Source organism: Burkholderia humptydooensis, assembly GCF_001513745.1.
GTDB lineage: Bacteria > Pseudomonadota > Gammaproteobacteria > Burkholderiales > Burkholderiaceae > Burkholderia > Burkholderia humptydooensis.
This window is the reverse complement of record NZ_CP013380.1, coordinates 2,104,285-2,118,295: the sequence shown is the minus strand read 5'-3', so window position 1 is coordinate 2,118,295 and position 14,011 is coordinate 2,104,285. Positions and strand designations below refer to the sequence as shown.

Annotated in this window: 17 protein-coding genes; 9 read left to right on the top strand and 8 right to left on the bottom strand. The window is 66.6% G+C overall.

Translation table 11 applies throughout. The features are described from left to right. Nucleotides 1-27 precede the first annotated feature (27 nt). Together AQ610_RS09600 and AQ610_RS09595 are read right to left on the bottom strand one after the other, a co-directional pair. Nucleotides 28-405: a hypothetical protein gene (locus tag AQ610_RS09600; protein ID WP_231748905.1), complete on the bottom strand. Its 378-nt coding sequence runs from the start codon at nt 403-405 to the stop codon at nt 28-30. Between the two features lie 37 nt (nt 406-442). Next, complete coding sequence (locus tag AQ610_RS09595; protein WP_231748904.1) at nt 443-1,378, bottom strand: secretion protein EspA; 936 nt, start codon at nt 1,376-1,378, stop codon at nt 443-445. A gap of 173 nt (nt 1,379-1,551) precedes the next feature. Here AQ610_RS09595 and AQ610_RS09590 point away from each other — a divergent pair, with 173 nt between their 5' ends. From AQ610_RS09590 to sctW, 8 genes are read left to right on the top strand one after another with little or no spacing between them, the layout of a single operon-like run. Continuing rightward, the gene (locus tag AQ610_RS09590) at nt 1,552-2,274 is read left to right on the top strand and encodes a helix-turn-helix transcriptional regulator (RefSeq protein ID WP_006026766.1); all 723 of its coding nucleotides are present in this window, start codon (nt 1,552-1,554) and stop codon (nt 2,272-2,274) included. A gap of 13 nt (nt 2,275-2,287) precedes the next feature. Next, nucleotides 2,288-2,503 carry a type III secretion system needle filament subunit SctF gene (sctF, locus tag AQ610_RS09585; protein WP_006026767.1) on the top strand — a complete coding sequence of 72 codons (216 nt, stop codon included), beginning with the start codon at nt 2,288-2,290 and terminating at the stop codon, nt 2,501-2,503. Further along, a complete protein-coding gene (locus AQ610_RS09580; RefSeq protein WP_006026768.1) occupies nt 2,500-2,799 on the top strand; it encodes an EscG/YscG/SsaH family type III secretion system needle protein co-chaperone in 300 nt (99 codons plus the stop codon). Before sctF ends, AQ610_RS09580 begins: the two co-directional genes overlap by 4 nt. Further along, nucleotides 2,799-3,137, top strand: a complete 339-nt coding sequence (gene sctI, locus AQ610_RS09575; protein WP_006026769.1) for a type III secretion system inner rod subunit SctI — start codon at nt 2,799-2,801, stop codon at nt 3,135-3,137. Before AQ610_RS09580 ends, sctI begins: the two co-directional genes overlap by 1 nt. Next, on the top strand, nt 3,134-3,877 hold the full coding sequence (gene sctJ, locus AQ610_RS09570) for a type III secretion system inner membrane ring lipoprotein SctJ (RefSeq protein ID WP_006026770.1): 744 nt from the start codon (nt 3,134-3,136) through the stop codon (nt 3,875-3,877). The genes sctI and sctJ overlap by 4 nt, the downstream gene beginning before the upstream one ends. Next, nucleotides 3,874-4,482 carry a type III secretion system domain-containing protein gene (locus tag AQ610_RS09565; RefSeq protein WP_006026771.1) on the top strand — a complete coding sequence of 203 codons (609 nt, stop codon included), beginning with the start codon at nt 3,874-3,876 and terminating at the stop codon, nt 4,480-4,482. The genes sctJ and AQ610_RS09565 overlap by 4 nt, the downstream gene beginning before the upstream one ends. Next, entirely contained in the window at nt 4,479-5,168 is a 690-nt protein-coding gene (locus tag AQ610_RS33125; RefSeq protein WP_006026772.1) for a hypothetical protein, read from the top strand. The genes AQ610_RS09565 and AQ610_RS33125 overlap by 4 nt, the downstream gene beginning before the upstream one ends. Then, the gene (gene sctW / locus AQ610_RS09555; RefSeq protein WP_006026773.1) at nt 5,155-6,258 is read left to right on the top strand and encodes a type III secretion system gatekeeper subunit SctW; all 1,104 of its coding nucleotides are present in this window, start codon (nt 5,155-5,157) and stop codon (nt 6,256-6,258) included. Before AQ610_RS33125 ends, sctW begins: the two co-directional genes overlap by 14 nt. 137 nt (nt 6,259-6,395) lie before the next feature. Here the strand turns inward: sctW and AQ610_RS09550 are convergent, their stop codons facing one another. The 6 genes from AQ610_RS09550 to AQ610_RS09525 form a co-directional block, all read right to left on the bottom strand. Beyond that, nucleotides 6,396-7,604 carry an anthrax toxin-like adenylyl cyclase domain-containing protein gene (locus tag AQ610_RS09550; protein WP_231748903.1) on the bottom strand — a complete coding sequence of 403 codons (1,209 nt, stop codon included), beginning with the start codon at nt 7,602-7,604 and terminating at the stop codon, nt 6,396-6,398. Between the two features lie 120 nt (nt 7,605-7,724). After that, nucleotides 7,725-9,455, bottom strand: a complete 1,731-nt coding sequence (locus tag AQ610_RS09545) for a hypothetical protein (RefSeq protein ID WP_006026775.1) — start codon at nt 9,453-9,455, stop codon at nt 7,725-7,727. A 426-nt stretch (nt 9,456-9,881) separates the two neighbouring features. Beyond that, nucleotides 9,882-10,112: a hypothetical protein gene (locus AQ610_RS09540; protein WP_006026776.1), complete on the bottom strand. Its 231-nt coding sequence runs from the start codon at nt 10,110-10,112 to the stop codon at nt 9,882-9,884. Beyond that, on the bottom strand, nt 10,105-11,313 hold the full coding sequence (gene sctD / locus AQ610_RS09535) for a type III secretion system inner membrane ring subunit SctD (RefSeq protein WP_006026777.1): 1,209 nt from the start codon (nt 11,311-11,313) through the stop codon (nt 10,105-10,107). The genes AQ610_RS09540 and sctD overlap by 8 nt, the downstream gene beginning before the upstream one ends. Next, entirely contained in the window at nt 11,310-12,824 is a 1,515-nt protein-coding gene (locus tag AQ610_RS09530; protein WP_045554899.1) for an EscC/YscC/HrcC family type III secretion system outer membrane ring protein, read from the bottom strand. The genes sctD and AQ610_RS09530 overlap by 4 nt, the downstream gene beginning before the upstream one ends. Continuing rightward, a complete protein-coding gene (locus AQ610_RS09525) occupies nt 12,821-13,219 on the bottom strand; it encodes a hypothetical protein (protein ID WP_230479218.1) in 399 nt (132 codons plus the stop codon). The genes AQ610_RS09530 and AQ610_RS09525 overlap by 4 nt, the downstream gene beginning before the upstream one ends. Nucleotides 13,220-13,342: 123 nt before the next feature. Here AQ610_RS09525 and AQ610_RS09520 point away from each other — a divergent pair, with 123 nt between their 5' ends. Further along, nucleotides 13,343-13,996 (top strand): two component system response regulator, encoded by a 654-nt coding sequence (locus AQ610_RS09520; RefSeq protein WP_006026780.1) that lies wholly within the window; start codon nt 13,343-13,345, stop codon nt 13,994-13,996. Nucleotides 13,997-14,011: the final 15 nt, after the last annotated feature.

Here is a 14,011-nt window from a genome sequence, read left to right as displayed (position 1 = left end):
TGGATGAAATGTTGATTCAGGAACAACTCAAACGAATGCGCGACGAAACTTCGCGACCTGCCGCACCTGGCGCGGCGCGGCTTCGGCCGGCGCGGCCAACTGCTGCAACTCCTCGCCGATTTTCTGCATGCAGCGCTCGGCCTGCCCGGCCTGCTTGACGAGCGCATCGATCAGGTGCTGGCCGCCATTCTTCATCAGCGCGTCCAGCCGTTCGAGCTTGCGGCGCGCCTCGCCTTCCGCCTGCGAGCGTTGGCGCAGGCTGACGATCTCGCGCTGCAGCGCGTCGAACGCCGTCATTTCCCGTTGCAGGGTCGAGCGGCGACGCTGCAGGTCGCCCATTGCATCTTTCAGTTGCTCCACGGTTTTCATGCGATACCTCCTTCGACGACAGTGCGTCATGGTCATAAGGTTGGTGCCGGCCGGCGCTTGCGGCAGGCGCGGCTTAGCGGATCGCCGAGGCGATGCCCTTGGTCGATTCGGCCAGCATGCTCTGCAGGCTGTTGATCATCTGCACCGCCGTGTTGTAGTTCTGCATCAGTTGTTGCATCTTGAGCTGACTCTGTTGGACAAAATCTGATGCGCGGCCCGCCACCGATTCAAGCGCCGCCTTCACCGACATCAGGTCCGCCTTGTCCAGGCCGGTCGAACTCTGGAGCGCGTTCAGAATCGTCTTCATGTGCTCGAGACTGATCTTCCTGCCCGATTGATAATCGACCTCCGGCAGGCTCCAGATGTAGTCGCACACGCGCTTGCCGTCGATCTTGATGCCCACCGAATCCATGTAGCTCACGACGTCCTGCCATTCGCGCGACTGCATCCCGTCCGGGCCCGACTGCGCGATCATCTGCTGCAGCTTGGCAACCATTGCGGCGAACTTTGCCGGGTCGTTGCCCGGCGCGGCGCGCGCGGCCAGGAAATCATCGATCGTCATGTCGTTGACGAGAATATTGTTGTCGCGCAGGTATGCCACCACGTCGTCAGGCAACGGCGTCTTGTCGTCCGCCTTGATCAGCTTCGCGAGCGCGGCTTCCACCTTGTTCGCCATGTCCTGCGCATCGCGCGAGATATTTGACTTCTTCTGCATGTCGTCGAGCTTCGCGCTTGTCTGCCGGCTCAACAGATCCATGATCACCAGCATCATCGCGATGCTGTCGCCGATCGGATGCGGGTTCGTCACGTTGCGACTGCTGTCCGACGGCGACGCCGATACCCGGCCCGCGTCGGGCAGCGCCCCTTGACGTTCGATAGCGAAATTCATCGTGGTTGCTCTCCTGGTTGCGCGGACTGACGCCCGCCGCCTTCGTTCCGATCGCTCGTCCGCACCGGTTGTCCGTGCGTCGAGGCATCCGGCGCCGCGTTCGTGATACCGCAGCGCCAACACCCACATCGTAGGCGCGGGCGTTCAGGGCGTTTTTCGGAATTCGGCCTGTAGTTGCGTTTTTCTCGCGCCGCCGCGGCGTGCGGTTTCAGGTGATGACCTGAGGGGATTTCAGCAACGGATCGGCGATCATGCAGGCAACGCAACGACACGACGTATTCGCCGGAGATCTGATGCAAGTTGTACGAATGATGTTCGGCTGCTACGGCGGCCAGATTCGAACCGCCGGGACCAATCACCACGTGCCCGATCACTGCGTCGTCGTGACGCAAGCCGACGCGGCGCTGTGCGATGCCGGCGCCGATTCCGATTTCCAGACAGTCGATTTCTATCCGGCGCATTTCCGCCAGGTTTTCTCGGAAATCGCCGAGCTGGTCGATCCGGATCAGCGCGCGCGCTTCTGGCCCGAGCCGCTTCGGATCGTCGAGGCACCCGTCGCAGTGATCCGCATGGTGGACCTGCTGAGCCGCACGTCGCCGCCGCTTCTGCTGCGCTTCGTGTACCTGTATTGCCTGGGCGTCGACCGCGCGTATTTCTCGCGGCTGCTGCACCACATGATGGCCGGCGACACGGCGTTCGTCGACTTCGTCGAGGCCAATGCGCTGCAACCGTGGACCGTCGCGCGCTTCGCGGACGGCTTCGGCCTGCCGCTGCGCAAGTTCAACATCCTGTTCACCGAGAAGTTCGGCATGCCCGCGAAGCGCTGGCTGCTGGAACGCCGGCTCGGCCATGCGCGGTATCTGCTCACCGCCACCTCGATGCGGGTGCTCGACATCGCGCTCGAATGCGGCTTCGCGAACCACGCGCACTTCACCGACAGCTTCCGCAAGCACTTCCTCTGCAATCCCACCCAGTACCGGCTGCGGACCACGCAGCCCGAGCGCTCGGCGGCCTGACCTTCTGCGCATCATGGATATCGAAGCGGTCAATCAACAACTGTCCCAGCTCGTGGACAAGGTCGGCAACGACGTCGAATCGAAGATGTCTGCGTCGGATCTCAACAACCCGGCCAGCATGCTGCAGGCCCAGTTCGCGATTCAGCAGTACTCGGTGTTCGTCGGCTATCAGAGCGCCGTGCTCAAAGCGGTCAAGGACATGCTGTCCGGCATCATCCAGAAGATATGACTCCGCTGTCCGCTGCCGCACGCCGCCTGATCGTCGAGGCCGGGCTCGCCGCCGTCAATCACGGGCTGCATCGCGAGGCCTGGGCGATCCACGCGGCGCTGTCCGCGTTGATCCCCGATGCGCACGATCGGCTCGCGCTCGAAGCCGTGATGCTGATCGGACTTGGTCGAAGCGAGTCGGCCGCGCGGCTACTTGAACGCGCAGGCGCGCAGCACGCGCGGTTGCTCGCCCCTCTGCTCGCACCACCCGCCGCCCCGCGCGGCACTTCTCGACCTTGCCATTCAAAGGAATTCTGATGGAAGTCAGCGCTACCCAATCCGCCGTCCAGGCCCTGCAATCCCAGACCACCGTACAACCCGCCGGCACCGACGAGATCAACGCCTTCACGCGCGCGCTGTTCGGGCAGAATGCGCAAACGCCCGAGCAACAGGCCGTCGACCGCTTCCAGCAGGTGTCGCAGCAAGTGGACCGCGCGCTCGCGCCGGCGCGCGACACCGGGGCGATGCTCGCGAGTCCGCTCGAGATGCTCGCGACGCAATCGACCATGCTGCGCTCGATCGTCGAGGTCGACCTCATGGCCAAGACGGCCGGCGCGGTCTCGCAGGGCGTCAACAAGCTGGTGAACATGCAATGAGCGCACGCAGGACGCACTGGCTCGGCGTCGGCCTGCTCGCGTGCGCGCTGGCCGGCTGCAAGACGGAGCTGTACAGCAATCTGCCGGAGGCGGAGGCGAACCAGATGCTCGCATTGCTGATGCTGCGCCACATCGATGCGGACAAGAAAGTGATCAAGGACGGCAACGTGACGATCCGAGTCGAGCCCGGTCAATTCGTCAACGCGGTTGAGCTGCTGCGGCAGAACGGCCTGCCCGCGCGCAAGCTCGCGACCATGGAGGAAATGTTCCCGTCCGGCCAGCTCGTGACGTCGCCCGCGCAGGAGCAGGCGAAGATCCAGTTCCTCAAGGAGCAGCAGCTCGAGAAGATGCTGCGCGCGATGGACGGCGTCATCAACGCGCAGGTCTCGGTCGCCGAAGGCGCGGCGCAGGACCGGCGCGATCCCGAGCCGCCTTCCGCCGCGGTTTTCGTCAAGTACAGCCCGGAGTACAACTTCGCCGCGCGCGTGCCGGAGATCCGCAGTCTGGTCGTCAGCGGCGTACCGAATTTGAGCCCCGAGCGGGTCAGCGTCGTCGTGCAGGCGGCCGATTATCGCTACGCGCAGCCCAGCGCCGCTGCATCGGGCGTCGTCGGGCGCTTCGAGGAGGCGCGGCTGCGCGTGGCCGGCGTGCTGGCCGCGCTGGCCGTCTGCGCCGCGCTCGCGGGCGCCGGCTACGGCTGGTATCGACGCATGCGGCTGCGAGGAGGCGTATCCTCATGACGATCGGTGCGATTGCGCCGGCCGTGTCGCGCCTGCATGCGCTCGCGTGGCGGCCCGGCGCCAACATGCATCCCGACTGGTGGCCGGCACTGGATCTCGACGCCTGGCGGGAAGGCTACGCTTATCCCGCCTGCCACGCGTCAATCGATCGACTGATCGTCGCGCGACGCGGTTTTCCGCGAGCGGCGTTGCCGGCCCGGCTCGATGCGTCCCAAGCGGCCCTGATTGCGCTTGAGCCACGGCTCGATATGCTGGTGGTCGCGCTCGGCCTGCTCGCGCACGGACGCCCCGACTACCTGCTCGCCCAGCCGTATCGGACCCTGCTTGCGGCGCAACTCGGCGAGCAAGGCTGCGCGCAGCTCCTCGCGCTGTGCCGTGATCGGCCCGTTCGCGGGCCGGACCTCGCGCCCGACCGGCTCGTCGACGCGCTGCGCGATGCCGGCGCGCGCTGGTGGCGCACGGACGCCGCCGTATGCCTCGCCACGCGACTGCTGAGTACCGTGCTGCCACCGCTGCCGTCATCGCCACCGTGGCCTGCCGCACCGATCGACAACCAACAAGGCCGGGCATCCGATTGGCTGGTCAGGATGGGACGCCTGCTATGACCGGTTTCCCCGTCTCCATCACCTACCTTCCGGGTCCCGCACCCGCGGGGTCACTCATCCCTGCCGCGGCGCTGGCCGCTTATGTCGACGCGGCATCGATCGTCGAGCGCGCGCAGGCGCACGCCGCGCGCATGCTCGACGAGGCGCGCGCCGCGCTTGCCGACGCCGAACGCGACGCACGCCAGCTCCGCGAGGACGCCCATCGACAAGGGCTGGCGGATGCCGCCGCCGAGCTGGCGCGCGCGCGCGAGGACCTGATCGGCGAGACGGTCCAATGGCTGGTCGACGAGGCCGACCTCGAAGCCCGGATCGCAATGCATCTCGACGACCGGCTGCGGGTCCTGGTCGCTAGCGTCGTGGAGCCCTATCTGCGCGACCGCGACACCGTCGAGCTGCTGCTGGCGCAGGTGCGGGCCTGCATTGCAGCCGACCACGGCGCAGCGCCGCTCGTGCTGCAGGTCGGCGCGGCAAGCGCAGAACGCATTCGCGTCGCATTGGAGGACGCGCCGCGCGTGCGCGTGGAAGTCGATGCGGCGCTGAGCGCCCACGAGGCTCGCCTCGCATCGCCGTACGCGATCGTCCACTTCGATCCCGGTCGACATCTCGATCTGCTGCTGTCCCGCCTGCTGCCCTCCCCTTCAACTGCCATCGCACCGACGCCCACGAACCATGATGAACCGCATTGACCCCGCGGCCGGCCGGCCCGCTCCCTCCGTCACGCCGGCCGGCCCGTCCGCCACGCCGATCGCGCGGGAAATCGTCCCGGCCGGCTCCGCGCTCGATCTGGCCCAGGAGGCGCTCGCCGACTTGCCGCACGATTTCGACACCATGCCGCCCGAGCTTGCCGGCGTGTCCGCCGAGTCCTTCGCCGAGACGCTCGAGGACATCGGCTTCGTGGTCGGCACACGGCTGCGCGAAACGCGCCGCGCGCAGGCCGGCGGCTCGACCGACCGGCCGCGCACGCGCGGGATGCTGCAGCAGTTGATCCGGCAGATCGGCGCTGTTTCGGCCGCGCAACTCGACGATCTGCGGCGGCGCATGCCGGGAATCGATGAACTCGAGGACGTCGGCGACGCCATGCGCGCGGCCGGCATGAACGACGGTGAAATGGCGCTGCTGCTCGGCGCGATGCTGGAGGAAGGCAAGCTGTCGGGCGCGCGCCGCCGACGCGCCGAGGCGCAGCTTGCCGCCGTGCTGAGCGGCGACGAATGGACGTTGCAGTTGTTTGCGCATCTGGAGTTCGGCCGCGCAGGCCAGGCGGGGCTCGCGCAATTGCGTCAGATCTACCAGCGGGCCACCGCGCGCGAGCGCCGCCTGACGCAATGGTTCGACGAGTTTCGCCGGCTGCCCGACCGGCGCCGCAAGCTCAAGACGCTGATCCGCGCGCTCGCGTTCGAGCTGTCGTCCGAAGGTCCCGCGATGGACGTGCGGCTGGCTGCCGTGATCACCGACCTGAAGCGGATCCTGCAATTCCTCGGCATCGAGGACCATTGCGGGCGCTGCGCGGACAGCCTGCGGGCAGCGGACGTCGACGGCGATGCGCTGATCGCCGCGCTACTCGAGATCGTCGAGCAAAGCTGGCTCAGCGCCGCGTGGCTCGATGCGCAGACACGGCGGATGATGCCCGACGCCACGCTGCGGTATCGCCACGCGAAAGGCATGATGGAACTGGTGAAGCTGCTGCCGGACGACTGCTTCGACGACGCCGATCAGCGCACAACGATCCTCGATGCGTTCGGTGAACATCTGGAGGCGTTGAGCGATGCGCAGGGGTGAGATGGACACGGCGGGGCTCACGCAGGACTGACCGAACTTCGAATACCTGTTGCGCGATGGGGCCCCGCGTGGGTTTGGCCTGCAAGGCGCCCGGCGCCCCATGCACGCAGATGCCGGGCGCCCCGCTCGACAATGGCTCAGTTGCCGAGGAGGTTCGACATCACCCTCTCGCGCGCCTGGGTAAAGGCTTCTCTGCGCACGCTGGTCACTTCCGGTTCCCACAGCGGATTGAGGGGAACGTGGAAGCCCTGCGTCTTGGCGGCGGCAATCAGTTCCGCCAGTTCGGCCGCATCGTGCACGATGCAGATTTCATCGAAGCGGCCGATCGGCTCCGGCAGTGCGAACGTCGCGGGATAGTTGGCCGTCGGGTCCGCCGCGGGGCTGGCCGCGTCGGCATTGTGATGGATCACCGGCTCGCCGTCGCCGACCAGCGCCTGATTGAGGATCGGAATCATCGCGCGAATTCTCGGTGACGCATTGCCGATCTCCTTGTCCTCCTTTGCGTAGAAAGCCGCCGGATCATCATAGGCGGCTCGAAGCGGTTCAGGAACCGGGTTGGCGTATCGATCCACGCGCGCCTTGAAAACCGCATGCGCGACATCCGGCACGGGAACGTTGTCCTGCGGCCCGAGATCCTCCACCCGCGGCGCGATCACGAGCAAGTCGTAGTCGGCCGTCAGCGGCTTGGCGTCGGGCTTCGGCGGCGCCAGCACCTCGATCGGTCGTCCCTCATGCGTGATTGCGTAGCGCATCCCATCGCCGGTGGCGTGCGGCTTCGCCTCGAACGCATAGATCTTCCCGCTCGGCGCCCGGGCTTCGAACGCGATCGGATTGCGCTGCGCGTCGTACTTGATCCGGTCGATCATCCCCATGCCTAGCAGTTCATCGAGGCGCGCGCCCGATACGGCGAGCGGAACCTTCTTCGCATATTGGTCGCGCAGGCAGCTTTCGACTTGCCCGTTGAATTTCTTGACCCGCTCGGCGTTGTTTTCGAGTTTGCTCCACCGCTGGTCGACACAAATGAACGCGGCCTGCGGCCCCCAGTTCGCGCTCTTGCCCTTGATGTGAAAACCCTTGGTCGGATGACCGCTTTCAATGAGGCTCGTTGCGATCGGTTCGACGGGACGGATGCCGATCAGGCATCGGTGTTCCTGGGCGGATTGCTGCAGTTTGATCAGATGCGACGGAACGATACCCGTCTCGCTCTTCACCCGCTCGACCATGGCTTGCAGCCGCGACGCCTGATCAACCTGCACACCCTGCGGCGCGGTACGCGCGTCGACAGTCGGGGTTCCGTCCACGGCGGGGCGATGCAACCCGCCGACCTGCATGGACACTTCTCTCATGTGTGCGCTCCTTCCGATGCGTGATGGGGATGAAACTCGTGTGTCGAGGCCGGACGGCGCAACGTGAACGGCAAGCCGATTCGAACGCGGCGCCGCCCGGCGCGCCGGCAAACGCGCACGTCACGCCAGACGATTGGGATCGACCCGCGACGTCTGGATGCCGACCGTGCCGATCTGCCGCAGCTCCGGATGCGCATTGCACAGCGCGCCGTGATTCTGCTCGTACGCATCGTGGATCGCCAGGACGTCCCCGGTCGCGTTTGTATAGTTCGCCGCCATGCCGGCGACGCGCTGATACAGGTTCTCGTGCTGGAGATCGGTGCCGACCGGGCCGAAGAAATCGGCGCGCAGCGTGTCCAGCGTCAGTGGATTGCCGGGCGTCTCGATCGCCTGCTGCAACGCGGGCTGCCGGGCCACGTTTTCCACGAGCCGTTCGGTCGACCGGAAAGCGGTGCCGGACGAGGGATTGAATTCGTCGGCGCCGTTCGCCATCGCCATGCCGACCGGAACTGTTTCCGCGAACGTGTGATAGCCGCCGAAGTTCATGAACGCAGCGATGCCGAGCGTCGCGGGCTCGACGATGTCGAAGCGGTCATAGAGCGGCCCGTCGCTCAGCGTATTGAGCGCCAGTAGCGCGTCGCAGGTGCCGCCCGACTGCGCGCCGGCGGACGGCAAGCCGCGCAAGTTGGATTCGACCGCGAAGGTGCCGGTGGGCTGCCAGCGGTTGACGCCGGTGCCGTGGGGGAACGCATGGCTGCCCAACGCTTCGTGGAAGGTCTGGTCGGCGCCGCCCTGGGTGCTGAACAGCAGGTTCTGGTACGAATTCATCAGCGGGCTGTCGAGCGCAAGCTGAAGCTCGTCGGACGCCATCATGAAAGGCCGCTCCGGCAAGCCGCTCGCACCGGGTTCGATCGGCGCGCCGTCACGGGCCGCACCATTGATGTTGGCGTAGACCTTGGTACCCGCCGCGTTGGGCTTCGCGCCCAGCAGTTGATCCAGCTCCTTCTGCCGATCGCCGTCCGCGGCGGTGACCGCCACATTGCCGAAACCTAGCCCGTGCAGATGCGCGGATTCATATCCGACGGGAATCGGCTTGCCCTGCGCATCCAGCGGCTGGCGTTCGCTGCGCATCCGGCTGATCGGGTCATCGAACAGCGGCGTGCGCATCACCTCCTTGAACTCGTCGAAGCGCGCGCCGAACTGGCTCGCGACGCCCTCGCCCAGCGGCTTCATCACGTCGCGCAGCACGGCCTCGTTCTGCGCGCGTTTCGTCGCGTCCTGCTGGTTCATCAGTTGCCATACGGTCGTGCCGAAACCGCACACCGCCTTGACCTTGGTCAACAGGTTCTTGAAATCCTGTCCGGCTGCGTACTCGCCCGAAGGCGACATCAGCGGCGTCCCCAACTGCGCGACGATCCACGCTGCCCCGTCGCCACCCTCGGTCGTCTTGCGGCCGATCTGGTCGGACTTCGGATCCGTCATCGGCGTGAGCATCGTGTCCTTGAACACGTCGACGAGCGGCTTCTCGCTGCCGTTGAAATGGACCGTGCTTGCGGCTGCGCCGCCGCCTGTCAGCACGGGCGTCAGCACGTCGGCCAGGCGCGCCGCATAGGTGTCGAACACCTTGCCGACCGTGCCGGGACGATCGAGCACCGCCATGCTGACGCCCGCCTCGAACAGCCGGCCGTTGGTCAGCGCGAGCTGCTGCGCCGCATTCAACGTAATGCCCTTGGCCGTCGAAACCGCAGTGGTTTCACCCGTCTGGTTCGTCTGGGTGATCTCCTTCAACCCACCGCTCTCGATCTGCGCCTGCAATTGAATCGGCGGCTGGTTGGACTGGATCGTACGCATCGTTCACCTCGCAATCGTAATAAGCCATGAAGTACCGGCTCGATTGTCGCTGCGTCAAATCAACTCCGCTTCTGTATCTTTTCAGTCTCTATCAGTTACGTGAGCGCGTACCGCTTCCGACAGAAACGACGGTTTTTCCGAAGCCGCCGCGCATCGATTCGCCAGAATGCGTCGCATCGACATGAACCGGACCGGAAACGCACGATGCAACCCATCGCCTTGAGATTCGTCAGCCTGCCGATACGCGATGGGCGTTGCAGCGGCCCGCGCCGCCCTTCGCGCACGACCTCACGTGGGCGCGTCCCGACCGGCAGCCTCCGTGCCGCCAGCGGTCGGGCGATCGACGCGGAGGAGCTTTGTCTCGCCGGATGCGCGGCGCATGCGCGCCGTCGCATCGCGGGGCCGACCGTCACGTCGCGCGCACTATCACGGCCGATTGTGATAGCGCGCCCACAGTCGCTCGATCACCTCGATCGCCGCGCGGCGCGCCTCGTCCAGTTCCGGCGTCGCCGCCCGGTCGTGCGCTCCGGCCACGGGCTCGCGCAGGGATGCAAGGCACGCATCTCGCCGTTCGCCGCACGTGTCGGCCGCCAGTTCGTCTTCCAGACGCGTCAATCGCACCATCGCCTTGTCCTCAAAGTTCGTCGTCTCACACATCGAACGGGATCGACACCAGATGTTCTCCGTTGCGCAGGCTGATCGCGCGCCGGCTCAGGCGGACGATCGCATAGCCGTTCGGCAGCACGCCGCCCACCTGCAGGCGCATGCCGTTCGCGAGCACGACATAGATCGAATGCGCCTGGCCGCCGACCGTCACCACCGGCGCGGGCAACAGCGACTGCGCGGCGTCGACGGCGGGAATCGCGTCGTAGATCGCCGTGAAGCCATCCGCGCCGCCCTGATTGAACGCCTCGACGGCCGCATTCAGCGCGGCCGTCTTGCCCGCGTCAAGCTTACCGCTCACCATCAGCGTCCGACCGGCCAGCGAGACGCCGATGCCGTCGAGCACATCAGCCTCCGACAGTGCGTCCAGCAGGCGCTCGAACTGTTGCGCGCGATCGTTGATCACGTGCCAGCTCCGCAGCCCGGGCACCGCCTGCAGCTGTGCGACGGTGCGCCGCCAGTGGCCGTCGGCCGCGATCGCGCCATGAATCTCGACCGCCCCCGGTGCATCCGTGCTGCGCACGTCGATGTCGCGGTAGCCGTTCAACATCAGCACGTCCTTGACGCTGCCGCGCAGCGTATCCGCGCACTGGCTGGTATCGCGCACATGTACGCCGCGTGCGCGCAGCTCGCCGCGCAGTTGCCCGACTGCCTCGCTGCGCGCGCACGATCCGCTCAATCCCACCGTACCGTCCGGCTCCCGCTTCGCCTGCAGGCCGTGCAGCGCAGGCTCACGCAGTCGCGCGGCGAGCCAGGCGTCGAGATCGGGCGCACGCACCGGGGCCGGCTGCCACAGCGCCAACGCGAGCGCGCCCAGCAGGCCGGCGCACGCGAGCGCGCCGGCCGCATGCACGCCATTCGGTCCCCGCGCGCGTGATGCTTGGCGCGGCGGGACCTGCACCGCCGGCAGCGGATCGTCGGCGCCGCCCACGATGAATGCCAGCCCCGCGAGATCCACGACCACGTGCTCCGGCAACGGCATCGCGACATCCCAGCGCGCCCCGGCGACCCACACCGGTACGCCCGGCGACACCGTCACGCCGTCCGCGCCCACGTTCAGCACGGCGCTCGCCTCGTCGTCGAGCACCATCGCGAGATCCGCGTCGGCGCCGCCGATTCGCAGCGGCCCGTCGGGCAGCACGAACGGGTGCCCGGCGAGCGGGCCGTTCAGCCATCTGAGCTTGCGTGTCGTCATGCCTGCAGCCAGGGTTCAGCCTTGATCAGGAACAGCCGCACCGTGTGGCGCTGGTTCTTGTGGCGCATCTTGAACAGATTTCCGAGCAACGGAATGTCGCCCAGGAGCGGGATCTTCCGTTCACCCTCGCTCAGCTCGTCCTGCACGAAGCCGCCGAGCAACAACGCCTGCCCTTCCTTGAGCAGCGCATGCGTGGCGATTTCCGAGTTCAGCGTCTGCGGCAGCGGCTCCTGCTTGCTGAGCGCACCGGTCTGTCGGCCGTCCTGAACCATCAGCGTCAACATGATTTCCTGCTTGCCGGGATCGCCGATCACGCGCGGCGTGACCCGCAGCAGCGAACCGGTCGAGATCGATTCGAGCTTCGCGACACGCTCGGCGCTGACCTTCGTATAGAACGTGATGTTGCGATCCAGCACCGCCTGCATGTTGTCGAGCGTGACGACGGAAGGTCGCGACAGGATCTGCGCCTTCGCGTTCTGCTCCAGCGCGCTCAGCCGGACCATGAACTGCCCGGTGTTCGACACCACAGTCGAGAAGCTGCCGGAATCCGGTTCGCCGCCGCTATTGAAGCTCACCGAGCCGCCGCCGATGCGCGCCGACGCCGACCAGTCGACCCCGAGCATGCTCAGATCCTGCGCGTTGACGTCGATGATCGCGACCGAGATCTCGACGAGCTTCGGCTTGCGATCGAGTTGCGCGATCAGGTCGCCGTAGAGCTTCATGTTCGTCTCTTTGTCGCGCACGATCACGGCATTTTGGCGCGCATCGGCAGCGAACATCGGCAGCAGGCGGTCGCTCGCCGGCTGCTGCCCCTGGTTGTCCTTCAAGGGCAGCGCACGCCCCTGCGCCATGTCCTTCAGGACCGACACCACGCCCGGCACGACCACCTGCTGCGACCGATAGGCGTAGCGGGAATCGGTGGCGGTCGCGTACTGCAGCGGAAACAGCTTCACCGACTCCTGATTCTGCGCGTGGTGGATGGTCTGCTCGTCGAGCCGCTTCGCGAACTGGGTGACGCGCTCGATGCAGATTGGCACGCCCCGCGCCTCGATGGCGTTCGATGCGGGAATCGCCTGCAAGAAGCATTGCCTGCTATCGAGCAGCCCCGCCGCGCGCAGTTGCTCGATCAGGGTCGACGGCGCCAGATAGTCCGGCGTGATCAGCGCGCTCGACACCTCCTGCGCGCGATACACGTACAGGGTGAGACCGTCGTAGTACCAGGCGAGCTGATAGAGGCGCGCAAGTCGGTCAAGCGCCGCTTCCGGCGTGCGGGCGTCCACGGATCCGATGAACGATCCGTCTATCTTCGGGCTGACGACCACCGGCGTGCGATAGTTCGCGCCGAGGTCGCGCAGCACGTCGGACAACTTCATGCCGCGCGTGCTCAGGAAAAACGGGGCGATTCCCGCAGTCGGAATCGCTTTCGCCGGCGCCGGCGCGGCGTGCGCGAGCAGGCAGCCGACGAGAAGCGCGCGCGACGCGGCGCGAAAACGGCTGGCGCGCCGCTTCATGCCGGTCTCCATGCCGCACGCGGCGCTTCCTTGAGCGCCGCATGATGCGCGCCCAGCCAGCGCGCGATCGCGATCTGCTGTTCGAGGCTTGCGCGCAGCGCGGCGGAGCCCGCCGCGATATCGTGGCGGCGCACGAACACCAGCGCGTTCGCGGCGTCGAGCCACAGCGCATCGTCTGTCTCGCCGCGCAGCGACATCAGCCAGAGACACGCCTGCTCGAGCCAGCGGCCGTCGATGGGCGCGACGTCGACCTGGCAGCCGACGCATACGCCAGGCGGCACCGCCGTGGCCACACACCAGCCGGCGATGCCGTCGATCGTCATCGACCAGCGACCCTGCCGCCAGACCCCGGCTGAAACCGTTTCCAGACGCAACAATGCAGGCGGAAATTCCATCAAAATCGTTTCATTCATGCATCAAGATTTTTACGATAAATCTTGATAAGATCGATCCGGTGATCACCTGAATTCCAAAATAAGTCGAGGCGGGCCGCCCCTCGATCCCATGCTGACTCCACCATGCCCGTCGTCACTCATACCGCTATTCCCGCCGAAGTCCGCATCCTGATCGTCGAAGATCATCCGGTCGTGCGGTTGGGGCTGAAGAACCTGCTCGACGCCGCGCCGCCGCTGAAGGTCGTCGCGGAAGTCGAGGACGGCCTCGAGGTCTATGCGGCGTGCCAGCGCCATGCGCCGCATATCGTGCTGCTCGATCTCGGCCTGCCCGGGATGAGCGGCATCGACGTGATTCATCAGTTGCGCCGCCGCTGGTCGGACCTCGGTATCGTCGTGATGACGGCCGACACCGCCGAGCATCGCGCGAGCGCCGCGCTGCTCGCGGGCGCGAACGGCTACGTGCTGAAGAACAGTTCGCAGCAGGTGTTGCTGGAAACGCTGTGGAAGGTCTGGCGCGGCCATACCGCGCTCGATCCGGCGCTGAACGCCGCGCAGCTCGGCACGCCGTCCGCCGCCCCCGCGGAGGTCGCGCTCACGCCGCGCGAGCGTCAGGTGCTCAAGCTGATCGCCGAGGGATGCCGCAATCGCGACGTGGCCGAGCGCCTGACCATCACGATCAAGACGGTCGAGACGCATCGCCTGAACCTGATGCGCAAGCTCGACGCGCACAACGCGGCGGACCTCACGAACTGGGCGCACCGTCTCGGCTTGAATTGAGACGGGGCGCGCCGC